This window comes from Pseudomonas sp. P108, from assembly GCF_032613195.1.
In the GTDB taxonomy this organism is placed as follows: Bacteria; Pseudomonadota; Gammaproteobacteria; order Pseudomonadales; family Pseudomonadaceae; genus Aquipseudomonas.
This window is the reverse complement of the sequence record NZ_CP126691.1, coordinates 4,813,439-4,835,767: the sequence shown is the minus strand read 5'-3', so window position 1 is coordinate 4,835,767 and position 22,329 is coordinate 4,813,439. Positions and strand designations below refer to the sequence as shown.

Below are 22,329 nucleotides of genomic sequence, written 5' to 3'. Positions count from 1 at the left end.
CACTACTTGCCACGAATCAGTTGGCGCAACACGAAACGGTTGGGATGACAGGCTTCGGCGACGCTTCTGGGCAGCGGCAGTGGTTCGTTGTCCAGCCAGGCAGCCAGCAGTTCGCCCGATAGCGGCGCGGTGATCAGTCCTCGCGAACCATGGCCGCTGTTGATGTACAGGCCGTCGAGCCACGGACAGACGATGGCCGGCACCTGACGGGCATCTTTGCTCAGCGCCGCATAAGCGTCGAGGAATGCTGCGCGATCGGCCAGCGGTCCGACAATCGGCAAATAGTCAGGGCTGGTGCAGCGAAAGGCTGCGCGGCCCTGCAGGTTTTCGACAGGCTGTTCGCTGATCTGCAGACGCGCGACGAGATCAGTGGAAATCTCTTCGAGCATCGCCAGATTGCCGGCGTGTTCGGCGGTGGTCGGCGTCAGGTCATCGCTGTTGAAATCGAAACTGGCGCCGAGGGTGTGCTCGCCCAAACGGGCAGGCGCGACGTAGCCTTCGGCACAGACCACCGTGGCCAGCGTCTGACTTTCTGCGGTTTCGGCGAGACGCGTGATCTGCCCGCGGATGCGTTTGAGCGGTAACTCGGCACTCTGGGGGAAGCGTTTGATCTCGGCGGCACCGGCCAGCACCACGACCGGCGCGCTGGCGAGCAGACAGTCACCGTCCAGCGCTTGCCACTGACCATCGACCTTGCGCAATTGCAGCGCTTCGCAATGGCTGAGCAGTTGAATGTTTGGCTGCGCCGCTTGCGCCTGACACAGCGCGGGCGGATGCACCCAGCCACCTTCGGGATAGTACAAACCGCCATGGCTCACGCCGACCCCGGCACGCGCCTGCGCCTCGGGTTGCTCCAGCCACTGCAACAGATCTTCCGGGAAGGCTTCAGCCAATTGCGCATGACGCTCGGCTTCCTTGGCATTGAACGCCAGTTGCAGCACGCCGCAATCGTCCCAGTCGCTGCCGCGTTGCAGGGTTTCGAGCAGGCGCCGGGTGTAACCGAAACCGCTGACGATCAGTTGTGACAAGGCTGTGCCGTGGGCGGACAACTTCAGGTACAGCACGCCCTGCGGGTTGCCCGAGGCTTCTTGCGCCACCGCGTCATGGCGCTCCAGCAACGTCACCTGCCAGCCGCGTGCGGCCAGACTGGACGCCGTGGCACATCCGGCCAGACCGGCGCCGATCACCAACGCACGACGTTCTTCGGCAATCGGGGCAGGGCGGGCGAACCACGGCTTTTGCGCAGCAGGCGGCGACACTTGCGCTGGCCAGCCGAGAAATTCGCCACGGAGGATTTCCCACTTGTGGCCGATGCCCGGCGTGCGTTTCATTTTGAACCCGGCGGCGTTGAGCAAACGCCGTACCCAACCGGTGCTGGTGAAGGTGCTGATGGTCGAGCCGGGTGCCGCCAGTCGCGCCAGTTCGACAAACAGTTCGGCGGTCCACATGTCGGGGTTTTTTGCCGGAGCGAAGCCGTCGAGAAACCACGCGTCGATTTGCGCATCGAGCTGCGGCAGTTGTTCCAGTGCGTCGCCGATCAACAGCGTCAGCGTCACGCGGCCGTTGGCCAGCGTGATGCGCTGAAAACCCTGATGGATCGCCACGTAGTGCGTCAGCAACTGATCAGACAGTGGCTTGAGTTCAGGCCACAAGGCCAGGGCCCGGTGCAAATCGGCTGGACTCAGCGGGTACTTTTCGACGCTGACGAAATGCAGCCGCGCTCCTGCCACGGCGTGCTGTTCGAACAGCTGCCAGGCGCAGAGAAAATTCAGCCCGGTGCCGAACCCGGTTTCGCCAATGACCAGCCGCCCGTGTGCCGGCAACGCGGCAAAGCGCTCGGCCAAACGGTTCTGTTCGAGGAACACATAACGGGTTTCCTCCAGACCTGATTTGTCGGAAAAATACACGTCATCGAACACCCGCGAACGCGGGCGTCCCTGGTCATCCCAATCGAGTTGGGCATGGGGCAGTACAGGTTTCATGGCAGGCTCGACAACGACAAGGCGGCCATTCTAGCTGATCGCGCAGGCGTTGCTTGATCCATGGCAAGGCTTGCCGCCGAGACTGGCGGACAATCCGCCACCCGCGGGAATTTCTGCGCCGCTGCTGTGCCCAATCCGCTAGTCTTGCTGAATCCTGGAAGGAGCCGTCCCATGTTTGAATCCGCTGAAATCGGTCACGCCATCGACAAAGACACCTATGAGGCGGCCGTGCCGGCATTGCGCGAAGCCTTGCTCGAAGCCCAGTTCGAATTGCAGCAGCAGAAGCGTTTCCCGGTGATCATCCTGATCAACGGCATCGAAGGCGCGGGCAAGGGCGAAACGGTCAAGTTGCTCAACGAGTGGATGGACCCGCGCCTGATCGAAGTGCGCACTTTCGACCAGCAGACCGATGAAGAGCTGGCGCGGCCACCGGCGTGGCGTTACTGGCGGATGCTCCCGGCCAAGGGGCGCATGGGGATTTTCTTCGGCAACTGGTACAGCCAGATGCTGCAGGGGCGGGTGCATGGCTTGTTCAAGGATCCGCGTCTGGATCAGGCGATTGCCGGGGCCGAACGTCTGGAAAAGATGCTCTGCGATGAAGGCGCGCTGATTTTCAAATTCTGGTTTCACTTGTCGAAAAAACAGATGAAGGCCCGGCTCAAGGCGCTGGCTGATGACCCCCTGCACAGCTGGCGAATCAGCCCGCTGGACTGGCAGCAGTCGGAGACCTACGACAAGTTCGTCAAATACGGCGAGCGTGTACTGCGCCGTACCAGTCGTGACTACGCGCCGTGGCATGTGATCGAAGGCGCCGACGCCAATTACCGCAGCCTGGCGGTCGGCAAGATTCTCCTCGAAGGTTTGCAAAATGCGCTGAAGCGTCCGGACGTTCATCCCCACGATGTCAGCGCCGCGCCGTTGGGGACGCCGGTCGATCAGTTGAACCTGCTCGACAGCCTCGACCTGACCCAGCGCCTGGAGAAGAAAGACTACGAAGAGCAACTGATCACCGAGCAGGCGCGCCTGTCCGGGCTGATGCGCGACAAACGCATGCGCCGCCACGCGCTGATCGCGGTATTCGAAGGCAACGACGCGGCAGGCAAGGGCGGGGCGATCCGTCGAGTTGCGGCGGCGCTCGATCCACGTCAATACAACATTGTGCCGATTGCTGCGCCGACCGAAGAGGAGCGCGCGCAGCCGTACTTGTGGCGTTTCTGGCGGCACATTCCGGCGCGCGGCAAGTTCACCGTGTTCGACCGCTCCTGGTACGGCCGTGTGTTGGTCGAGCGGGTCGAAGGTTTCTGCACGCCGGCCGACTGGCTGCGCGCCTATGGCGAGATCAATGATTTCGAAGAGCAACTGGCGGACGCCGGGGTGATCGTCGTCAAGTTCTGGCTGGCCATCGACAAGGACACGCAAATGGAGCGCTTCCAGGCGCGCGAAGAGATTCCGTTCAAACGCTTCAAGATCACCGAAGACGACTGGCGCAATCGCGACAAGTGGGATGATTACCGTGCGGCCGTGGGCGATATGGTCGACCGCACCAGCTCGGAAATCTCGCCATGGACGCTGGTCGAAGCGAATGACAAGCGCTGGGCCCGGGTGAAGGTGTTGCGCACGATCAACCGCGCACTCGAAGAGGCCTTCGAGAAGTCCGACAAGCACGCGAAGAAACACAAGGACTGAGCCGATAGACACGCATACGCGGGGTGAATGATTGTCGCGGTCGTTGATGCGGTGGACTTATGCTCAAGTCCACTCTCAACTGACAACAACAATGAGGTATGCCATGCGTGAAGTGGTGATCGTCGACAGCGTGCGGACTGGCCTGGCCAAATCCTTTCGCGGCAAGTTCAACCAGACCCGTCCCGATGACATGGCGGCTCATTGCGTCAACGCCCTGCTTGAGCGCAACGATATCGATCCGGCCAGCGTCGAGGACTGCATCGTCGGTGCCGGCTCCAACGAAGGCGCGCAGGGTTACAACATCGGCCGCAATGTCGCGGTGCTCTCGCGTCTGGGCACCGGCACCGCCGGCATGACCCTCAACCGTTTCTGTTCCTCAGGTTTGCAGGCGATCGCGATTGCCGCCAACCAGATTGCCTCGGGTTGCAGCGACATCATCGTCGCCGGCGGTGTCGAGTCGATCAGCCTGACCATGAAAAGCGTCAACACCGATCACCTGATCAACCCGCTGCTCAAGCAACAGTCGCCGGGCATCTATTACACGATGGGCCAGACTGCCGAAGTGGTGGCGCGGCGTTATGGCGTCAGCCGTGAAGCGCAGGATCGTTATTCGCTGCAAAGTCAGATTCGCACCGCACAGGCGCAGGCGGCCGGGTTGTTCAACGATGAAATCGTGCCAATGGCGGTCAAGTATCGCGTCGAGGACAAAAACACTGGCGAGGTGCAGATTCTCGACGGCGTGGTCGATCGCGATGATTGCAACCGTCCGGACACCACCTATGAAAGCCTTGCTGGATTGAAACCGGTGTTTGCTGAAGACGGTTCGGTAACGGCGGGCAACTCGTCGCAACTGTCTGACGGTGCGTCGATGACCCTGGTGATGAGCCTGGAAAAAGCCCTGCAACTGGGGCTCAAACCGAAAGCGTTTTTCCGTGGTTTTACCGTGGCCGGTTGCGAGCCGGACGAGATGGGCATCGGCCCGGTGTTCTCGGTGCCGAAACTGCTCAAGGCGAAAGGTTTGCAGGTGGCGGACATTGATCTGTGGGAACTCAATGAGGCGTTCGCTTCGCAGTGCCTGTACAGCCGTGATCGGCTGGAGATCGATAACGACAAGTACAACGTCAATGGCGGGTCGATTTCGATTGGTCACCCGTTCGGCATGACCGGGTCGCGGCAGGTCGGGCATCTGGTGCGCGAGTTGCAGCGGCGTAATTTGCGTTATGGGATCGTGACGATGTGTGTGGGCGGCGGGATGGGCGCGACGGGGTTGTTTGAGGCGGTACGCTAAACCCTGACCTGTTTGGTGTCTGATCTACCGCTTTCGCGAGCAGGCTCGCTCCCACATGGGTTAAGGGTGTACCTATTTTTTATGTTCACCCCAATCCTGTGGGAGCGAGCCTGCTCGCGAAGCGATCGACCGGGTCTACCGGTTGGAATCCAATGCTTGCATCCGCGCGATGTAGGCTTTTATTTGCTGCTCAGCGATCTCATGACTGTCGAAAGGCCCTTCAAGGGTATTTTCCCGAGTACTGAAAAACAGTTCACCATTGACCCGGCACACCCGCTCGCTGCGAAAGCGCATGGCGGGGGCGTTGTCCTGCGCGCGCATTGCTAACATGATCGGTCTCCTTGGCTGATGCGCTGAAAGGGATCCAATGAGCTTATGCCTGAAGCACTTGGCTCGCCCGCTGAGCCGATCAACGGCGCCGCGTCAATTTAATGCTGCGACCTGCACAGTTTCATTCGCGTCCTGACCGCAACTGTCCCTGTGTCGCGACCAGTGGCAGGCCTAGAATGGGCGCACTTGTCAGCAGGCTTTGGGGTTCGCATGCACATTTCATCCGGTCGCTGGGTCTACGGTCTGTTCTTGGCCCTGCTGACCGCGTTTCTGTGGGGCATCCTGCCGATCAAACTCAAACAGGTATTGCTGGTGATGGACCCGGTGACGGTGACCTGGTTTCGTCTGTTGGTTTCCGGCGGCTGCCTCTTCATCTATCTGGCGGCGGTAAAACGCCTTCCCAGCCGCAAAGTGCTCGGGCCCAAGGGCGGCTGGCTGGTGCTGATGGCGGTGCTCGGGCTGGTCGGCAACTACGTGTTGTACCTGATGGGCCTCAATCTGCTCAGCCCTGGCACCGCACAACTGGTGGTGCAAATGGGCCCGATCATGCTGCTGATCGCCAGTCTGTTTGTGTTCAAGGAGCGTTTCAGCATTGGTCAGGGGATAGGGCTGGCGGTGCTGTTGATCGGTTTTGTACTGTTTTTCAATCAGCGCCTGGCCGAGCTGCTGACGTCATTGTCGGACTACACCGCAGGGGTTTTGCTGGTGCTGTTGGCATCGACGGTGTGGACCTTTTATGCACTGGGCCAGAAGCAATTGCTGACGGTGTGGAATTCGTTGCAGGTGATGATGGTGATCTATCTGTTCTGCGCACTGTTGCTGACACCGTGGGTGCATCCGCTCGAAGCGCTGAACCTGAGCCCGCTGCAGGGCTGGCTGCTGTTGGCGTGCTGCATGAATACCTTGATTGCCTATGGCGCGTTCGCTGAAGCGCTGGCGCATTGGGAGGCGTCGCGGGTCAGTGCGACGTTGGCGATCACGCCGTTGGTGACGTTTGGCGCGGTGGCGATTGCGGCGGGGATCTGGCCGGAATACGTGCATGCCGAGCAGATCAACGGGCTCGGGTATGGCGGGGCGGTGCTGGTGGTATTGGGGTCGGCGCTGGTGGCGTTGGGGCCTTCGTTGATTGCCGGGTTGAAGGCGCGGCGGATGAAGGTGGCCGCCAGTTAGACCGCGTCGCTCCCATTCGCGAGCAGGCTCGCTCCCACAATTGACCGCGATCCCATGTCAGGAATGCGATCGAATGTGGGAGCGAGCCTGCTCGCGAAGACGGACTTTCAGGCGCTACAAATCTTAACCCTTGGCGCCAGCCTCGATCATATTCTCCGGCCGCACCCACGCATCAAACTCTTCATCCGTCAGATAGCCCAGCGCCAACGCCGCCTCACGCAAGGTCAGCCCTTCGCTGTAAGCCTTCTTGGCAATCTCCGCTGATTTGTCATAACCAATGTGCGGATTCAACGCCGTCACCAGCATCAGCCCACGTTCCAGGTGTCGGGCCATGACTTCGGCGTCCGGCTCAAGCCCTGCGATGCAGTGCTGCTGGAAGTTGCTGCAACCGTCGGCAAGCAAGCGAATCGATTGCAGCAGGTTGTGGATGATCACCGGTTTGAACACGTTCAACTGCAAGTGACCCTGGCTGGCGGCAATGCCGATGGTCACGTCGTTGCCCAGCACCTGACAGGCGAGCATCGACAGCGCTTCGCACTGGGTCGGGTTAACCTTGCCCGGCATGATCGAGCTACCCGGCTCATTCGCCGGTAGGCGTACTTCGGCAAAACCTGCGCGTGGGCCGGAGCCGAGCAGACGCAGGTCGTTGGCGATTTTCATCAGCGCCACGGCGAGGGTTTTCAGCGCGCCAGAAAGACTGGTCAGCGGCTCGTGGCCGGCGAGGGCGGCGAACTTGTTCGGTGCGGTGACGAATGGCAGACCCGACAGCGCCGCCAGTTCGGCGGCAATCGCCTCACCAAAACCGTGCGGCGAATTCAGCCCGGTGCCGACGGCCGTGCCGCCCTGAGCCAGTTCACACACCGCCGGCAGTGCCGCACGAATAGCGCGTTCGGCGTAATCCAGCTGCGCGATAAAACCGGACAATTCCTGACCGAAGGTGATCGGCGTTGCGTCCATCATGTGCGTGCGCCCGGTTTTCACCAGTTTCATGTGCCGCGCCGCCAGTTCGGCCAAGCCGCCGGACAACTCGGCAATCGATGGCAGCAGTTGTTCCTGCACGGCTTGCGCGGTGGCGATGCTCATCGCAGTGGGGAAGCAGTCGTTGGAGCTTTGCGAGCGGTTGACGTGATCGTTCGGGTGCACCGGCGTCTTGCCGCCGCGCGGGTTGCCGGCCAGTTCGTTGGCGCGACCGGCGATGACTTCGTTGACGTTCATGTTGCTCTGGGTGCCGCTGCCGGTCTGCCAGACCACCAGCGGAAACTGGTCGTCGTGCTGGCCGTCGAGCACTTCGTCAGCGGCCTGTTCGATCAGGCGGGCGATGTCGGCAGGCAGATCACCGTTGCGATCGTTGACGCGGGCGGCGGCTTTCTTGATCAGGGCCAAGGCGTGCAGTACCGGCAGCGGCATGCGTTCCTGACCAATGGCGAAGTTGATCAGCGAGCGTTGCGTCTGAGCACCCCAGTAAGCGTCGTCCGGGACCTCGATCTGGCCCAGGCTGTCGGTTTCGATACGGCTCATCGTGCACACTCCTGTTGGTCTGTTTGCGCAGTTTAGGCCGGCTTCGGCCGTGGTGGTTCCATCGAGCCGATTGTTGACCGGTAAAACCCGGCCAATCAAGCGCGGCAAGGCTCGGGGGTTGAGCGACGAGGTTTTTTAGGCGCAGAATGGTCGCCCTTGGGGTTTTACCTCGCCTAGCTGAAAAGGAAACTCGATGACTCGTCTTCGTGCCATCTGCACCGCGGTTGCACTGGTTTGCGCCAGCGGCCAGGTGCTTGCCGATACCGCCAGCCACAACGCCAGTGCTGAAGCTTTCCTGACCCTGGCGCACGCTGACAAGCTGGGCACTCCGGTGTACATGCAAGTGCAGCAAATGTTCGCTCAGCGTTTCGAACAGACCAAAGCCCCGCAAGCCAAGAAAGCCGTCCTGGAAACCTACCAGGCCAAGGCTAACGCCGCGCTGGACCAGGCCATTGGCTGGAACAAGCTGAAGCCGGACATGGTCAAGCTCTACACCAGCAACTTCAGCGAATCCGAGCTCAAAGACCTGGTCGCGTTCTACCAGTCGCCACTGGGCAAGAAAGTCCTCGAAAAAATGCCGCAGCTGACTCAGCAATCGGCCCAGATGACCCAGGCCAAACTGGAAAGCGCCGTACCTGTCGTCAACAAGCTGCTCGACGACATGACCAAAGAGCTGGCTCCTGCAGCTGCGCCGGCCAAGAAGAAGTAAGCGGAGTTCGTGATGACCATGCAACAACGCATCGAATCGACGCTGGCGCTGCTTCAGCCCGAACATCTGCAAGTGCTGGATGAAAGCCACATGCACAGTCGCGGGTTGCAGACGCACTTCAAGGCTGTGGTGGTCAGCGCGCAGTTCGACGGCCTGAACCGGGTCAAGCGCCACCAGAAAGTCTACGGCACGCTCGGCGAGCTGATGGGCGAGTTCCATGCGTTGGCGTTGCACACCTACACCCCGCAGGAATGGGCAGAGATCGGCGCCGCCCCGGCGTCACCGACCTGTGCCGGCGGCAGCAAGCATTAAGCTTCGGTTTTTTGCTAGAATCCGCAACGCGCCGCTTACCCGGCGCGTTTTTTTTTGAATCCGGTTCACCCTTTGCGAGGGTAGCCACCTGGAGAAATACCCATGACACAACCGATTGTCGTGGCGGCACTGTATAAGTTCGTCACCCTCGAAGATTACGTCAACCTGCGCGAGCCCCTGCTGCAAGCGATGGTCGACAACGAAATCAAAGGCACCCTGCTGATCGCCGAAGAAGGCATCAATGGCACGGTCTCCGGCGGCCGCGAAGGCATTGATGGCCTGCTCGCCTGGCTGAAGAACGACCCACGCATGATCGATATCGATCACAAAGAGTCGTACTGCGACGAGCAGCCGTTCTATCGAACCAAAGTCAAACTGAAGAAAGAGATCGTCACCCTCGGTGTCGAAGGCGTCGACCCGAACAAAAAAGTCGGCACTTACGTTGATCCGCAAGACTGGAACGCGTTGATCAGCGACCCGGAAGTGCTGTTGATCGACACGCGCAACGATTACGAAGTGTCGATCGGCACCTTCGAAGGCGCCATCGATCCGAAAACCACCAGTTTTCGCGAATTCCCCGACTACATCAAAGAACACTTCGATCCGGCCGTGCACAAGAAAGTCGCGATGTTCTGCACCGGCGGCATTCGCTGCGAGAAAGCCTCGAGCTACATGCTCAGCGAAGGCTACGAAGAGGTTTACCACCTCAAGGGTGGCATCCTGAAGTACCTTGAAGAAGTGCCGCAGGAAGAAACCAAATGGCAGGGCGACTGCTTCGTGTTCGACAACCGCGTGACCGTGCGTCACGACCTCAGCGAAGGCGACTACGATCAATGTCATGCCTGCCGCACACCGGTCAGCGTTGAAGATCGCGCCTCCGAGCATTACGTCGCCGGCATCAGCTGCCCGCATTGCTGGGACAAGCTGAGCGAGAAGACCCGCCGCAGCGCCATCGATCGGCAGAAGCAGATCGAGCTGGCCAAGGCGCGCAACCAGCCGCACCCGATCGGCTACAACTACAAGCAAGCATCCACCGAGGCTTAACCATGTCTGCACGCCTGCTCTATGTGATGGATCCGATGTGTTCGTGGTGCTGGGGGTTCGCTCCGGTGGCCAAGGCATTGGTCGAGCAGGCGCAAGCAGCCGGGGTCGAGTTGCATCTGGTGGTCGGTGGTTTGCGCACCGGCAGTGGCTCGGCGCTGGAGCCGACTACGCGGCGCTACATTCTTGAACACTGGCAAGCGGTCACCGAGGCCACCGGCCAGGCGTTCAAGTTCGACGGTGCGTTGCCCGATGGTTTTGTCTATGACACTGAGCCCGCCTGCCGGGCGATCGTCACTGCGCGCAGCCTGGCGCCGGATTGCGCGTGGAAACTGGTCGGGCTGATCCAGCAGGCGTTTTACGCTGAAGGTCGCGATGTCACCCAGGCCAGCGTGCTGGTCGAGTTGGCAGAAAAGGCCGGTGTGCCGCGCATCGAATTCGCGGCGTTGTTCGATCATGCCGATCAGCACAAAGCGACTCAGGCCGATTTCAGTTGGGTGCAGGATCTTGGCATCGCCGGTTTCCCGACCCTGCTGGCCGAGCGCAACGGCCAACTGGCGCTGCTGACCAACGGCTATCAACCGCTCAGCGAGCTGTCGCCATTGCTCGGCCGCTGGCTGGAACGCGCGGCCTGTGTCTGATCTGGCCGATGACACGCCAGCCGTAAAGCGTGTCGACCGGCTGAGCTGGGCAGAAGTCCGGCGACTGGCACTCACACACAAAAAATCCCTGTGGATCGCTAATGGCGTGGCCGTTCTGGCGACGCTGTGCAGTGTGCCGATTCCGTTGCTGCTGCCGTTGCTGGTGGACGAAGTTCTGCTCGGCCACGGTGATTCCGCACTGAAAGTCATGAACCACATGCTGCCGGGCATGTGGCAACAAGCGGCGGGTTACATCGGCCTGATGCTGGTGGTCACCCTGACGTTGCGTTGCAGCGCCTTGTGTTTTGGCGTGTTGCAGGCACGGCTGTTTGCGCGGCTGGCCAAGGACATCGTTTACCGCATCCGTGTGCGCCTGATTGAGCGGCTCAAGCGGATTTCCCTCGGCGAATACGAAAGCCTGGGCAGCGGCACAGTGACCACGCATCTGGTCACCGATCTGGATACCCTCGACAAATTCGTCGGCGAAACCCTCAGCCGTTTTCTGGTGGCGATGCTGACACTGGTCGGTACCGCGAGCATCCTGATGTGGATGCACTGGAAACTGGCACTGCTGATTCTGCTGTTCAACCCGTTGGTGATCTACGCCACGGTGCAGTTGGGCAAGCGGGTCAAGCACCTGAAGAAACTCGAGAACGACAGTACCGCGCGCTTCACTCAGGCGCTGAGCGAAACCCTTGATGCGATTCAGGAAATCCGCGCCGGCAACCGTCAGGGCTTTTTCCTCGGGCGACTCGGCCTGCGTGCGCAGGAAGTGCGCAATTACGCAGTCAACTCGCAGTGGAAAACCGACGCTTCCAACCGCGCCAGTGGGTTGCTGTTCCAGTTCGGTATCGACATCTTCCGCGCGGCGGCGATGCTCACGGTGTTGTTCTCCGACCTGTCGATCGGCCAGATGCTCGCAGTGTTCAGTTACCTGTGGTTCATGATCGGCCCGGTCGAACAACTGCTCAACCTGCAATACGCCTACTACGCGGCGGGCGGTGCGCTGGCGCGGATCAACGAACTGTTGGCGCGCGCCGATGAGCCGCAGTATCCGGGGGGTGTCGATCCGTTCAAGGGCCGTGACACCGTCGGCATTCAGGTGCAAGGCCTGAGCTTCGGCTACGGTGATGAACTGGTGCTGGATCAACTGAATCTGTCGATTGCGCCCGGTGAGAAAGTCGCGATTGTCGGCGCCAGCGGCGGCGGTAAAAGCACCCTCGTACAGTTGCTGCTCGGGCTATATACACCACTGTCCGGGACCATCCGTTTCGGCGGCTCGAGCCAGCAGGAGATCGGTCTGGATACGGTGCGGGAAAACGTCGCCGTGGTGCTGCAACACCCGGCGTTGTTCAACGACACCGTGCGCGCCAACCTGACCATGGGCCGCACCCGCAGTGACGAGGCGTGCTGGCAGGCGCTGGAAATCGCTCAGCTCGAAGCGACCATCCGCGCCCTGCCCAAGGGTCTGGACAGTATCGTCGGCCGCTCCGGCGTACGCCTTTCCGGCGGTCAGCGGCAACGTCTGGCCATTGCGCGGATGATCCTCGCCGAGCCGAAAGTCGTCATCCTCGACGAAGCCACCTCGGCCCTCGACGCCGCCACCGAGTACAACCTCCATCAGGCGATGGCGCGCTTCCTCAATGGCCGCACCACGCTGATCATCGCTCACCGACTGTCAGCGGTGAAGCAGGCTGATCGAGTGCTGGTGTTCGACGGTGGCCAGGTCGCCGAAGACGGCGATCATCAGCAGTTGATTGCCGATGGCGGCCTGTACGCCAAGCTCTACGGTCATCTGCAACAGATCCAGCGCCCTTGAGTTTCGTGCGGGTTTCTGTGCTTAGTGCTTGAATTGCATTGAGTAAAATCACCTCAAGCGCTTCAACAGGCCAGCCATTTGCGCAATCGACCTAGAGGACGGCAGAGCTGTCCCTTTGTTATGTCGAAAATTAGCCTAGGCTGAGCTGTCAGGAGCGGGATTTTCCGGTGTTCATCTGGCAGTGCTTGCGCAAGGGATCTCATGAAGCAAAAGCGGACTCTCGGAACGCCACGGTTGTTGGGCATCGTCTGGCCATTTATTGCCGTCGTGTTGTTTCAAGCTTTACTGGGAGGCGTGAGTCTCTACGTGCTATCAGCCGTTCGCGGTTACGTCGCCGGCGAAAGCCTTTGGTCCAAAGGCCAGAAAGACGCGATCTACTACCTCAATCTGTACGCCGACAGCCGTGACGAAGTCATTTACCACAAGTATCAAAACGCAATCAGTGTGCCGCAGGGTGGGCATGAATTGCGTCTGGCGCTTGATCGGCAACCGCCCGATCTGCAAGCCGCACGTGAGGGTATCCTCAAGGGCGGAAACCATCCGGACGATGTCTCAAGCCTGATCTGGCTGTATCTGAATTTTCGCCATTTCAGCTACCTGGAAACCGCCATCGACCGCTGGACAGTGGGTGATGCCTATCTGGTACAACTCGATGACGTGGCCCGGGAGATGCACCAGCGCATCTTTGACAACGAGGCCACACTCGGTGATATCCAACGCTGGAAAGGTGAGATTCTCGCCATCAACGAGGGCGTGACGCCCGCGGCCAAGGCTTTCAGTGATGCGCTTGGCGAGGGGTCGCGGATGATTCTGCGACTCCTGTTGTTCACCAATATTGCTACTGCACTGGGTTTGATCCTGTTGGCGCTGTTGCGTACGCACAAACTGCTCAAGCAGCGCCACGCTTTTGCCGAGGCGCTGCAACTGGAGAAGGATCGGGCGCACGTCACGTTGCATTCGATCGGTGATGGCGTCATCACCACCGATGTCAGCGGCGCCATCGATTACATGAACCCTGCCGCTGAAGCCATGACCCACTGGAAGGCTGAACAAGCCGCCGGCCTGCCGCTGGCTGCGCTGTTCAATCTGCTCGACGACAACGCTCAGGCTGAAGGCGTGACGCTGATCGAGCACATTCTCAGCGGCAAACTCAGTGGCGGCAGCGAGCATTCGAAACTGATCCAGCGCCTGGATGGCACGACATTGTCGGTGACGCTGGTCGGGGCGCCGATCCGCAATGCCGGCAAGGTCAGCGGCACGGTGCTGGTATTGCACGACATGACTCAGGAGCGGCAATACATCGCCAATCTGTCGTGGCAGGCGACCCATGATGCGCTGACCGGGCTGGCCAACCGCCGCGAGTTTGAATATCGCCTGGAGCAGGCGTTGCACAACCTCACGCGCCATTCCGGGCGCCATGCGTTGATGTTCCTCGATCTCGATCAATTCAAACTGGTCAATGACACTTGTGGTCACGCTGCGGGCGATGAGCTGTTGCGGCATATTTGCACGCTGCTGCAATCGGGACTGCGTGAGGGCGATACGCTGGCGCGGCTCGGCGGTGATGAGTTCGGCATTCTGCTGGAGAACTGCGCACCGGAAGCGGCGGAGAAAATTGCCGACGCACTGCGCCAGACCGTACAGAATCTGCATTTTGTCTGGAAAGGGCGGCCATTCCTGACCACGGTAAGCATCGGCCTTGTGCATATAGCGCAGACACCGACCACGCTCGAGGCCTCGCTGCGCGCTGCCGACATGGCCTGCTACATGGCCAAGGAAAAGGGCCGCAACCGCGTCCAGGTTTACCACGCCGACGATTCCGAACTGTCGCTGCGCTTTGGTGAAATGGCTTGGGTGCAACGTCTGCACATGGCGCTGGAAGAAGACCGCTTTTGTCTGTACGCCCAGGAAATCGCGCCACTCAAGCCAAGTGACAGCAAGGGCGGGCACATCGAAATTCTGTTGCGTCTGCACGATGAAGCCGGGCGAATGATTCTGCCTGACAGTTTTATTCCCGCGGCTGAACGTTATGGGCTGATGAGTCAGTTGGATCGTTGGGTAGTTCAGAACGTATTCAAGGTTATTGCTCAATGTATTGCGCAAGAACATGAAGGTCCTTTAGCAATGTGTGCGATTAATCTGTCAGGCATTACTATAGGAGATGACGCGTTTTTGCACTTTCTGCGCGAGCAGTTTGTTAACTACGCAATACCGCCTGAAATGATTTGTTTTGAAATTACAGAAACCAGTGCAATTGCAAATCTCGGCAGTGCAATAAGATTTATTAATGAACTCAAAGGCTTAGGTTGCTACTTTTCGTTAGATGATTTTTGCGCCGGAATGTCTTCATTCGCTTATCTGAAACATTTGCCTGTAGACTTCCTGAAGATCGACGGGAGTTTCGTAAAGGATATGCTGGACGACCCGATTAACCGCGCAATGGTCGAAGTGATCAATCACATCGGGCATGTCATGGGTAAGCAGACAATTGCCGAGTTTGTTGAAACAACCCAGATCGAGCAGGCATTGCTTGAAATCGGTGTGGATTACGCTCAAGGGTATGTTATAGAACGCCCACAGTTGTTTACCTGTGACAGTTTGCAAAGTCGGCCCGCCAGACCGCAACCGCTGTTATTCAAAGCGCCTGGCACGTTCCGTTGAAGTCTCTCGCCGATCCTTACAATCACAAATCAAAAGGAGCCGAACAGTGATCGACACATTCAACCGAACCGGACCACTCATGGAAGCTGCAAGTTATCCAGCCTGGGCACAACAGCTCATTCAGGACTGCAGCGAGAGCAAGCGCCGGGTTGTCGAACATGAACTTTATCTGCGCATGCGTGATAACAAGCTCAGCGCCAGAACCATGCGTCAGTACCTGATCGGGGGCTGGCCGGTGGTTGAGCAATTCGCGTTGTACATGGCGCAGAATCTCACCAAAACCAGGTTTGCCCGTCACCCGGGCGAAGACATGGCGCGGCGCTGGCTGATGCGCAATATCCGCGTTGAACTCAATCACGCCGATTACTGGGTGCATTGGAGTCGCGCCCATGGCGTCAGTCTGGAAGACCTTCAGGCCCAGCATGTACCGCCTGAGTTGCATGCCTTGAGTCATTGGTGCTGGCACACCAGTTCAGCCGATTCACTGATTGTGGCCATCGCGGCCACTAACTATGCCATCGAAGGCGCGACCGGGGAGTGGTCGGCGCTGGTCTGCTCCACCGGTGTGTATGCCGCAGCGTTTCCCGAAGAAGATCGCAAGCGGGCGATGAAGTGGTTGAAGATGCATGCCCAGTATGACGATGCCCATCCGTGGGAGGCGCTGGAAATCATCTGCACCCTGGCCGGGATGAACCCGAGCAAGGCCTTGCAGGCTGAGTTGCGACAAGCAATCTGCAAGAGCTACGACTACATGTATCTGTTTCTGGAGCGCTGCATGCAACTGGAAACGTCGGAGCGCTTGTTGGTCAACCGAGAGCGCAGGGCGGTAGTCGAGAGCTGATTTCGGCTACATGAAACCAATGTGGGAGCGAGCCTGCTCGCGAAAGCGGTCCGTCAGTCAACTCATGGTTGAATGTCAGATTGCATTCGCGAGCAGCCTCGCTCCCACACTGTTTTGTGTTGGTTGGAAAGCCTTAGCCGGCCATCGCCAACCGGTTGCGACCTTCACGCTTGGCCACATACAACGCACTGTCGGCGCGGCGCAGCAAGCTGTCGGCTGATTCGCCGGGCAACAACGTCGAACATCCCAGGCTCACAGTCAATTCGATCAACTGCCCATCCGCATAGTATTCGGCCGCCTGAGTTGCATAGCGCAGCCGTTCGCCGACCATGGCCGCAGCTTCGCGGCTGGTGTTGGACAGCAGAATCAAAAACTCTTCCCCGCCATAACGAAACACCATATCGACATTACGCAACTGTGCCTTGATCGTCGCGGCGATGGCTTTAAGCACATGATCGCCGGCGCTGTGGCCATGGCTGTCGTTGACTCGTTTGAAGTGGTCGATATCGAGCATCAGCACCGAGAGCGGCTGCACATGCCGACGCGACATGTCGATCTCGCGCTGCAAGGTCTGCTCCATGGCGATGCGGTTACCGGCGCCGGTCAACGGATCACGCAGGGCGCTCTGCGTGGCGGCGCGGTAGAGCAGGGCATTGCGCATCGGGTACAGCAGCGACGACAACAGCGATTCGAGGTTGCCCTGATCCAGTTCGTTGAAGCGCTGATTGCGACGGAACACCAGTTCGCCCATGTGCTCGCCTTCGTGGCTCAGGGTATAGCTGATCGAGTGGTGTCCGCGAGTACCGAACTCCAGGCGCAAATCACTGCCCTGGTGCACATAACTGAGCGCGTCCAGCGGCACGAGGCGCTGAACTTCGCGGAAAAACAGACCGAGGATGCGTTGCGGTTCGAGGCTGGTTTGCAGTTGCAGGCTCATTTGCTGGCGCAGTTGCGCCAGGCTGGCCGGTCGCTCCAGAAGGGGCGGCAGTTGACCAAAGCCCAGGCGTTGCAATTTGGCACTGTCAAAGTCAATTGCATTGGTCTGGGAGGGTGATTTCATATGGCGTGAACCCTTAGCAGTAAGTCCGTCTTACAGGCTGGGTGAGAGCGGCTATGGGCTGCGCGTCATACTGATCCATCAGTCCCGTAGGACGTTTGGCGTAAGTTTAGTCTGCCGGATGACGATTAGTAAGCTATCGAAATCGGCTTCGCCCCATTGCCTTCACGCGGCTTGCTTTGAGAAAAGTTAGAGCGAAAGTCGTGCCATTCGGTTCGGTTTTATTTAAACCGTTTTTGAATCAATGAGTTGGCTAGTAGTGAGGGATGGGTGCGCTGGAAAATTGACTGAAATATGACAGTCATCAGCGGCAAATGCATGCCGCGACAGGAATCTGCCGCGGCAACAAATGCGACGTATGGCAGTTATTGCGCGTTGAACGCCTGGCCATTGATGCCGGTACTGTCCGGACCCATCAGGTACAGGTAGACCGGCATGATCTCCTCGGGTGTCGGATTGTTCAGCGGGTTTTCCCCCGGATACGCCTGAGCACGCATGCTGGTGCGCGTACCGCCGGGGTTGATGCTGTTCGAGCGTACTGGCGCCACACCGTCGACTTCATCGGCCAGGGTTTGCATCAAACCTTCAGTGGCGAATTTCGATACGCCATATGCACCCCAATAAGCTCGGCCTTTTCGACCGACGCTGCTGGAAGTGAACACCACCGACGCATCCTGCGACAGCTTGAGCAGCGGCAGCAGAGTGCTGGTCAGCATGAACATGGCGTTGACGTTGACCTGCATGACGCGCATGAAGTTTTCGCCGGACAATTGCTCGATCGGTGTGCGAGGACCGATGATCGAAGCGTTGTGCAGCAAACCGTCGAGGTGGCCGAATTCGCTCTCGATCATCGCGGCCAGCTCATCGTACTGATGGGGCAGGGCGGTTTCGAGGTTGAACGGAATGACCGCCGGTTGCGGATGGCCCGCCGCCTCGATTTCGTCATAGACCTGCGTCAGATTCGCTTCGGTCTTGCCCAGCAGCAATACGGTGGCGCCATGAGCGGCGTAGGTTTTCGCCGCAGCCGCACCAATGCCACGACCGGCACCGGTGACCAGAATGACCCGATCCTTGAGCAATTCGGGACGAGCGGAATAATCAAACATAAAAACCTCATCAAGTCAGATCGTTCCCACGCTCTGCGTGGGAATGCAACGAATGACGCTCTGCGTCAGGTCTCAGCAACTGCAAAGCGCGCTATCGAGCACCTTGCGCAGCTCCGACGGATGATCCACCACCACATCCGCACCCCAATGCCGCGGGTTGTCGTCCGGGTGGATGTAGCCAAACGTCACCGCCGCGGTTTTCGTACCGGCATCGCGGCCGGATTCGATATCGCGCAGATCATCGCCCACAAACAGCACCGTCGCCGGATCCAGATCAAGCATCTTGCACGCAAGGATCAACGGCTCCGGATCCGGTTTGCTGTTCTTCACATGATCCGGGCAGATCAGCAGTGCCGAACGCTCGGCCAGCCCCAATTGCTGCATGATCGGCTCGGCAAAGCGCAGCGGCTTGTTGGTGACCACGCCCCAGATCAGATTGGCCTTCTCGATGTCGGCGAGCAGTTCGCCCATGCCATCGAACAGCTTGCTGTGTACCGCGCAGCCGACCAGATAGCGCTCGAGGAATTCCAGGCGCAGCTCCTCGAAGCCAGGCGACTCCGGGTCCATCGAGAACGTCACTGCAACCATGGCTTTGGCGCCGCCGGAGATCTCGTCGCGGATGTGCTTGTCGTTCATCGGCGGCAAGCCGCGATCCGCGCGCATCGCCTGGCAGATGGCGATGAAGTCCGGCGCCGTGTCGAGCAGGGTGCCGTCCATGTCGAAGAGAACTGCTCTGATGGCCATCGGCTTACTCCTCGCGCAGGGTCTGGATCATGTAGTTGACGTCAACGTCGTTGGCCAGCTTGTAGTGCTTGGTCAGCGGGTTGTACGTCAGGCCGATGATGTCCTTGACGGTCAGGCCGGCCATGCGGCTCCAGGCACCGAGCTCGGACGGGCGGATGAATTTCTTGAAGTCATGGGTGCCGCGCGGCAGCAGCTTCATGATGTATTCAGCGCCGATGATGGCGAACAGGTACGCCTTCGGGTTGCGGTTGATGGTCGAGAAGAACACCTGGCCGCCAGGCTTGACCATGCGGAAGCAGGCGCGGATGACCGAGGATGGATCCGGTACGTGCTCGAGCATTTCCAGGCAAGTCACCACGTCGAACTGCTCAGGCATTTCTTCGGCCAGCGCTTCGGCGGTGATCTGGCGGTATTCGACGCTGACGCCGGATTCCAGCTGATGCAGTTGCGCGACCGCCAGCGGCGCTTCGCCCATGTCGATGCCCATTACGGTGGCACCGCGCTGGGCCATGGCTTCGCTGAGAATGCCGCCGCCGCAACCGACGTCGAGGACTTTCTTGCCGGCCAGATTGACCCGCTCGTCGATCCAGTTGACCCGCAGCGGGTTGATGTCGTGCAGCGGTTTGAATTCGCTTTCACGATCCCACCAGCGATGGGCCAGGGCTTCGAATTTGGCGATTTCGGCGTGGTCGACGTTGCTCATGTTGAATCCTCTGAAACTTGAAAAAGGCTGTAGCCGCGGATTGTGCTCCGCGGTGTTTACGATTCGGTGTGGCCGCTGATGCGCTGGCCCCAGGCCCGGGCGGTGGCGCCGAGTTGTTCTTCATCCAGCCGCGTCAGGCGGCGGTCGTCAAGCAGTTGCTTGCCGGCGACCCACAGGTGTTTCACGCAATCGCGACCGGTGGCATAGATAAGCTGCGAAACCGGGTCATACACCGGTTGCTGGGCCAGGCCGGACAGGTCGAAAGCGACGATGTCGGCGGCTTTGCCGATTTCCAGTGAGCCAACCTGCGCTTCGATGCCCAGTGCGCGCGCGCCATTCAGTGTGGCCATGCGCAGCGCCCGATGGGCATCCAGCGCGGTGGCCGAACCGGCGACGGCTTTGGCCAGCAGCGCAGCGGTGCGTGTTTCGCCGAGCAGGTCGAGATCATTGTTGCTTGCCGCGCCATCGGTGCCGACCGCGACATTTACCCCAGCCTGCCACAAACGCTCGACCGGGCAGAAACCGCTGGCCAGCTTGAGGTTGGATTCCGGGCAATGGATCACGCTGGTGTTGCTTTCTACCAGCAACGCCAGGTCGTCATCGCTGATCTGGGTCATGTGCACAGCCTGGAAACGCGGGCCGAGCAGGCCGAGACGACCAAGGCGAGCGAGCGGACGTTCGCCGCGTTGCTCCAGTGCTTGCTGGACTTCGAACGCCGTTTCGTGGACATGCATGTGGATCGCTGCGTCCAGCTCCTCGGCAATCACGCGGATTTTCTCGAGATTCTCGTCGCCGACGGTGTACGGTGCATGAGGGCCGAACGTGATCTTGATGCGGTCGTGATGCTTCAGGTCGCCGAACAGCTCGACACCCTGACGAATGGCTTCATCGGCGCTCGCGGCGCCGGGAATCGGAAAGTCGAGGATCGGAATCGCGATCTGCGCGCGAATACCGCTGTTGTGCACGCGCTCGCTGGCGACTTTCGGGAAGAAATACATGTCCGAAAAACAGGTGATGCCACCCTTGATCTGCTCGGCGATGGCCAGATCGGTGCCATCACGGACAAAATCTTCGCTGACCCATTTCGCTTCGGCCGGCCAGATGTGGTTTTCCAGCCAGGTCATCAGCGGCAGATCGTCGGCCAGGCCACGGAACAGCGTCATCGCCGCGTGGCCGTGGGCATTGATCAGGCCGGGGGCGAGCAGCACATCCGGCAGTTCGCGAACTTCAGTGGCGTTACACTTCAATGCTTCGGCGCGCGGGCCGATAAACACGATGCGACCGTCGCGGATGCCCAGGCCGTGCTCTTTGAGCACAACGCCTGCAGGTTCGACGGGTACCAGCCAGGTCGGCAGCAATAATAAGTCGAGCGCAATGGCAGGTTTCGGCATCGAGGGTCGGTTCCAGTGCTTTTGTAAAGGATGGCGAAGTATACCCGAGCGTCTTCGCGGGGGGATCGCTATAATCGGCGGCTTTTGTTCATGAGTGCGGGGTGTAGGATGCGCGATCGACTGTTGGCTGCGGAAAAAGTGAAGGCCATCGATTGGCGTGACGGCGCGCTGCACCTGCTGGATCAGCGTATTTTGCCGTTCGAGGAAACCTGGATCGCCTACACCAGCGCCGCTGGCGTGGCTGAAGCGATTCGCTCGATGGTAGTGCGCGGTGCGCCGGCCATTGGCATCAGTGCAGCCTACGGCATCGTGCTGGCAGCACGTGCGCGGATTGCCGAAGGTGGCGACTGGTACGCGGCGCTGGAAGAGGATTTCGCCCTGCTGGCCGATTCTCGCCCGACCGCAGTCAACCTGTTCTGGGCGCTCGGCCGTATGCATGATCGCCTCGATCGCCTGAAAGAAAATGCCGATCCGCTGGCGGCGCTGGAAGCCGAAGCCATCGCCATCCACGAAAGCGACCGTGAAGCCAACCTGACCATGGCGCAGCTCGGCGTCGACCTGATCCGCAAACATCAGGGCAATGCTCAGGCGATTCTGACCCACTGCAATACTGGCGCACTGGCCACCGGTGGTTTCGGTACGGCACTGGGCGTCATTCGCGCAGCCTTTATAGAAGGCATGGTCGAGCGCGTTTACGCCGATGAAACCCGTCCGTGGCTGCAAGGCTCGCGCCTGACCGCGTGGGAGCTGGCCAACGAAGGTATCCCGGTAACGCTCAATGCCGACTCCGCCGCCGCGCACATCATGAAAACCAAAGGCGTGACCTGGGTGATCGTCGGCGCTGACCGCATCACCGCCAACGGTGATGTGGCGAACAAGATCGGCACCTATCAACTGGCGGTCAACGCCATGCACCACGGCGTGCGCTTCATGGTGGTGGCACCGAGTTCGACCATCGACATGAATCTGGCCAGTGGCGACGACATCCCGATTGAAGAACGTGACGGTGCCGAGTTGCTGGAAGTCGGCGGTAAGCGTGTCGGTGCCGACGTTGATGCGTTCAACCCGGTGTTTGATGTGACGCCGGCCGACCTGATCGACGCCATCGTCACCGAAAAGGGCATCGTCGAGCGCCCGGATACCGCGAAAATGGCCCAGTTGATGTGCCGCAAGCGCCTGCATTAACAGGCTTGAATTCCGCGTCGACATCTTCGCGAGCAAGCTCGCTCCCACAGTTTTTGTGAACGCCACAGAACAATGTGGGAGCGAGCCTGCTCGCGAAAGGGCCTTAAAAGTCAATAAACATCCCCAAACCAAGCCTGAATTCTGC

The 22,329-nt window shown here is 59.7% G+C and carries 19 protein-coding genes; 11 read left to right on the top strand and 8 right to left on the bottom strand.

The features are described 5' to 3' along the window. Positions 1-2: 2 nt before the first annotated feature. A complete protein-coding gene (gene mnmC / locus QOM10_RS21185) occupies positions 3-1,982 on the bottom strand; it encodes a bifunctional tRNA (5-methylaminomethyl-2-thiouridine)(34)-methyltransferase MnmD/FAD-dependent 5-carboxymethylaminomethyl-2-thiouridine(34) oxidoreductase MnmC (protein WP_316916899.1) in 1,980 nt (659 codons plus the stop codon). 171 nt (positions 1,983-2,153) lie between these two features. Here mnmC and pap point away from each other — a divergent pair, with 171 nt between their 5' ends. Both pap and QOM10_RS21175 read left to right on the top strand, forming a co-directional pair. Then, a complete protein-coding gene (gene pap, locus QOM10_RS21180; RefSeq protein ID WP_316916898.1) occupies positions 2,154-3,668 on the top strand; it encodes a polyphosphate:AMP phosphotransferase in 1,515 nt (504 codons plus the stop codon). Between the two features lie 103 nt (positions 3,669-3,771). Continuing rightward, positions 3,772-4,956 (top strand): thiolase family protein, encoded by a 1,185-nt coding sequence (locus QOM10_RS21175; protein ID WP_102899990.1) that lies wholly within the window; start codon positions 3,772-3,774, stop codon positions 4,954-4,956. A gap of 135 nt (positions 4,957-5,091) precedes the next feature. On the opposite strand, the gene QOM10_RS21170 is transcribed toward QOM10_RS21175, so the two are convergent. After that, entirely contained in the window at positions 5,092-5,286 is a 195-nt protein-coding gene (locus tag QOM10_RS21170; RefSeq protein ID WP_127929298.1) for a DUF6316 family protein, read from the bottom strand. Between the two features lie 210 nt (positions 5,287-5,496). Here QOM10_RS21170 and QOM10_RS21165 point away from each other — a divergent pair, with 210 nt between their 5' ends. Then, positions 5,497-6,456 carry a DMT family transporter gene (locus QOM10_RS21165; protein ID WP_127929297.1) on the top strand — a complete coding sequence of 320 codons (960 nt, stop codon included), beginning with the start codon at positions 5,497-5,499 and terminating at the stop codon, positions 6,454-6,456. Positions 6,457-6,579: 123 nt separating this feature from the next. Here QOM10_RS21165 and QOM10_RS21160 read toward each other — a convergent pair whose 3' ends face one another. Then, positions 6,580-7,974 carry a class II fumarate hydratase gene (locus tag QOM10_RS21160; protein ID WP_127929296.1) on the bottom strand — a complete coding sequence of 465 codons (1,395 nt, stop codon included), beginning with the start codon at positions 7,972-7,974 and terminating at the stop codon, positions 6,580-6,582. Between the two features lie 193 nt (positions 7,975-8,167). Here QOM10_RS21160 and QOM10_RS21155 point away from each other — a divergent pair, with 193 nt between their 5' ends. The 7 genes from QOM10_RS21155 (at position 8,168) to QOM10_RS21125 (ending at position 15,998) form a co-directional block, all read left to right on the top strand. Continuing rightward, on the top strand, positions 8,168-8,683 hold the full coding sequence (locus QOM10_RS21155; protein WP_316916897.1) for a DUF2059 domain-containing protein: 516 nt from the start codon (positions 8,168-8,170) through the stop codon (positions 8,681-8,683). A 12-nt stretch (positions 8,684-8,695) separates the two neighbouring features. Then, complete coding sequence (locus tag QOM10_RS21150) at positions 8,696-8,995, top strand: BolA family protein (protein WP_007908388.1); 300 nt, start codon at positions 8,696-8,698, stop codon at positions 8,993-8,995. 102 nt (positions 8,996-9,097) lie between these two features. Further along, positions 9,098-10,039: a rhodanese-related sulfurtransferase gene (locus QOM10_RS21145; RefSeq protein ID WP_316916896.1), complete on the top strand. Its 942-nt coding sequence runs from the start codon at positions 9,098-9,100 to the stop codon at positions 10,037-10,039. A 35-nt stretch (positions 10,040-10,074) separates the two neighbouring features. After that, positions 10,075-10,677: a DsbA family protein gene (locus QOM10_RS21140; RefSeq protein WP_174245131.1), complete on the top strand. Its 603-nt coding sequence runs from the start codon at positions 10,075-10,077 to the stop codon at positions 10,675-10,677. Continuing rightward, positions 10,670-12,496, top strand: a complete 1,827-nt coding sequence (locus tag QOM10_RS21135; protein ID WP_127929293.1) for an ABC transporter ATP-binding protein — start codon at positions 10,670-10,672, stop codon at positions 12,494-12,496. The genes QOM10_RS21140 and QOM10_RS21135 overlap by 8 nt, the downstream gene beginning before the upstream one ends. A 201-nt stretch (positions 12,497-12,697) precedes the next feature. Further along, positions 12,698-15,157: an EAL domain-containing protein gene (locus QOM10_RS21130; protein ID WP_316916895.1), complete on the top strand. Its 2,460-nt coding sequence runs from the start codon at positions 12,698-12,700 to the stop codon at positions 15,155-15,157. Positions 15,158-15,236: 79 nt separating this feature from the next. Beyond that, positions 15,237-15,998: a TenA family transcriptional regulator gene (locus tag QOM10_RS21125; protein ID WP_410479177.1), complete on the top strand. Its 762-nt coding sequence runs from the start codon at positions 15,237-15,239 to the stop codon at positions 15,996-15,998. A 133-nt stretch (positions 15,999-16,131) separates the two neighbouring features. On the opposite strand, the gene QOM10_RS21120 is transcribed toward QOM10_RS21125, so the two are convergent. From QOM10_RS21120 to QOM10_RS21100, 5 genes are all read right to left on the bottom strand, one after another. Then, the gene (locus QOM10_RS21120) at positions 16,132-17,058 is read right to left on the bottom strand and encodes a GGDEF domain-containing protein (protein ID WP_127929290.1); all 927 of its coding nucleotides are present in this window, start codon (positions 17,056-17,058) and stop codon (positions 16,132-16,134) included. Between the two features lie 362 nt (positions 17,059-17,420). Further along, positions 17,421-18,161 (bottom strand): YciK family oxidoreductase, encoded by a 741-nt coding sequence (locus QOM10_RS21115; protein ID WP_085710824.1) that lies wholly within the window; start codon positions 18,159-18,161, stop codon positions 17,421-17,423. Between the two features lie 72 nt (positions 18,162-18,233). Then, positions 18,234-18,905, bottom strand: coding sequence for an N-acetylmuramic acid 6-phosphate phosphatase MupP (gene mupP / locus QOM10_RS21110; RefSeq protein WP_127929289.1), 672 nt, complete (start codon positions 18,903-18,905; stop codon positions 18,234-18,236). Between the two features lie 4 nt (positions 18,906-18,909). After that, complete coding sequence (gene ubiG / locus QOM10_RS21105; RefSeq protein WP_007908399.1) at positions 18,910-19,608, bottom strand: bifunctional 2-polyprenyl-6-hydroxyphenol methylase/3-demethylubiquinol 3-O-methyltransferase UbiG; 699 nt, start codon at positions 19,606-19,608, stop codon at positions 18,910-18,912. A gap of 56 nt (positions 19,609-19,664) precedes the next feature. After that, the gene (locus QOM10_RS21100; protein ID WP_160041351.1) at positions 19,665-20,999 is read right to left on the bottom strand and encodes a TRZ/ATZ family hydrolase; all 1,335 of its coding nucleotides are present in this window, start codon (positions 20,997-20,999) and stop codon (positions 19,665-19,667) included. Positions 21,000-21,107: 108 nt separating this feature from the next. On the opposite strand from QOM10_RS21100, the gene mtnA reads away from it, so the two are divergent. After that, positions 21,108-22,184 (top strand): S-methyl-5-thioribose-1-phosphate isomerase, encoded by a 1,077-nt coding sequence (gene mtnA, locus QOM10_RS21095; RefSeq protein ID WP_316916893.1) that lies wholly within the window; start codon positions 21,108-21,110, stop codon positions 22,182-22,184. Positions 22,185-22,329 lie beyond the last annotated feature (145 nt).

Bases quoted from the DNA above. Each gene is read 5' to 3' on its own strand.
- mupP (WP_127929289.1), bottom strand. From the start codon at position 18,905: ATGGCCATCAGAGCAGTTCTCTTCGACATGGACGGCACCCTGCTCGAC.
- QOM10_RS21130 (WP_316916895.1), top strand. From the start codon at position 12,698: ATGAAGCAAAAGCGGACTCTCGGAACGCCACGGTTGTTGGGCATCGTC.
- pap (WP_316916898.1), top strand. From the start codon at position 2,154: ATGTTTGAATCCGCTGAAATCGGTCACGCCATCGACAAAGACACCTAT.
- QOM10_RS21115 (WP_085710824.1), bottom strand. From the start codon at position 18,161: ATGTTTGATTATTCCGCTCGTCCCGAATTGCTCAAGGATCGGGTCATT.
- QOM10_RS21175 (WP_102899990.1), top strand. From the start codon at position 3,772: ATGCGTGAAGTGGTGATCGTCGACAGCGTGCGGACTGGCCTGGCCAAA.
- QOM10_RS21125 (WP_410479177.1), top strand. From the start codon at position 15,237: ATGGAAGCTGCAAGTTATCCAGCCTGGGCACAACAGCTCATTCAGGAC.
- QOM10_RS21155 (WP_316916897.1), top strand. From the start codon at position 8,168: ATGACTCGTCTTCGTGCCATCTGCACCGCGGTTGCACTGGTTTGCGCC.
- ubiG (WP_007908399.1), bottom strand. From the start codon at position 19,608: ATGAGCAACGTCGACCACGCCGAAATCGCCAAATTCGAAGCCCTGGCC.
- QOM10_RS21120 (WP_127929290.1), bottom strand. From the start codon at position 17,058: ATGAAATCACCCTCCCAGACCAATGCAATTGACTTTGACAGTGCCAAA.
- QOM10_RS21150 (WP_007908388.1), top strand. From the start codon at position 8,696: ATGACCATGCAACAACGCATCGAATCGACGCTGGCGCTGCTTCAGCCC.
- QOM10_RS21170 (WP_127929298.1), bottom strand. From the start codon at position 5,286: ATGTTAGCAATGCGCGCGCAGGACAACGCCCCCGCCATGCGCTTTCGC.
- QOM10_RS21100 (WP_160041351.1), bottom strand. From the start codon at position 20,999: ATGCCGAAACCTGCCATTGCGCTCGACTTATTATTGCTGCCGACCTGG.
- QOM10_RS21165 (WP_127929297.1), top strand. From the start codon at position 5,497: ATGCACATTTCATCCGGTCGCTGGGTCTACGGTCTGTTCTTGGCCCTG.
- QOM10_RS21160 (WP_127929296.1), bottom strand. From the start codon at position 7,974: ATGAGCCGTATCGAAACCGACAGCCTGGGCCAGATCGAGGTCCCGGAC.
- QOM10_RS21145 (WP_316916896.1), top strand. From the start codon at position 9,098: ATGACACAACCGATTGTCGTGGCGGCACTGTATAAGTTCGTCACCCTC.
- mtnA (WP_316916893.1), top strand. From the start codon at position 21,108: ATGCGCGATCGACTGTTGGCTGCGGAAAAAGTGAAGGCCATCGATTGG.
- mnmC (WP_316916899.1), bottom strand. From the start codon at position 1,982: ATGAAACCTGTACTGCCCCATGCCCAACTCGATTGGGATGACCAGGGA.
- QOM10_RS21140 (WP_174245131.1), top strand. From the start codon at position 10,075: ATGTGTTCGTGGTGCTGGGGGTTCGCTCCGGTGGCCAAGGCATTGGTC.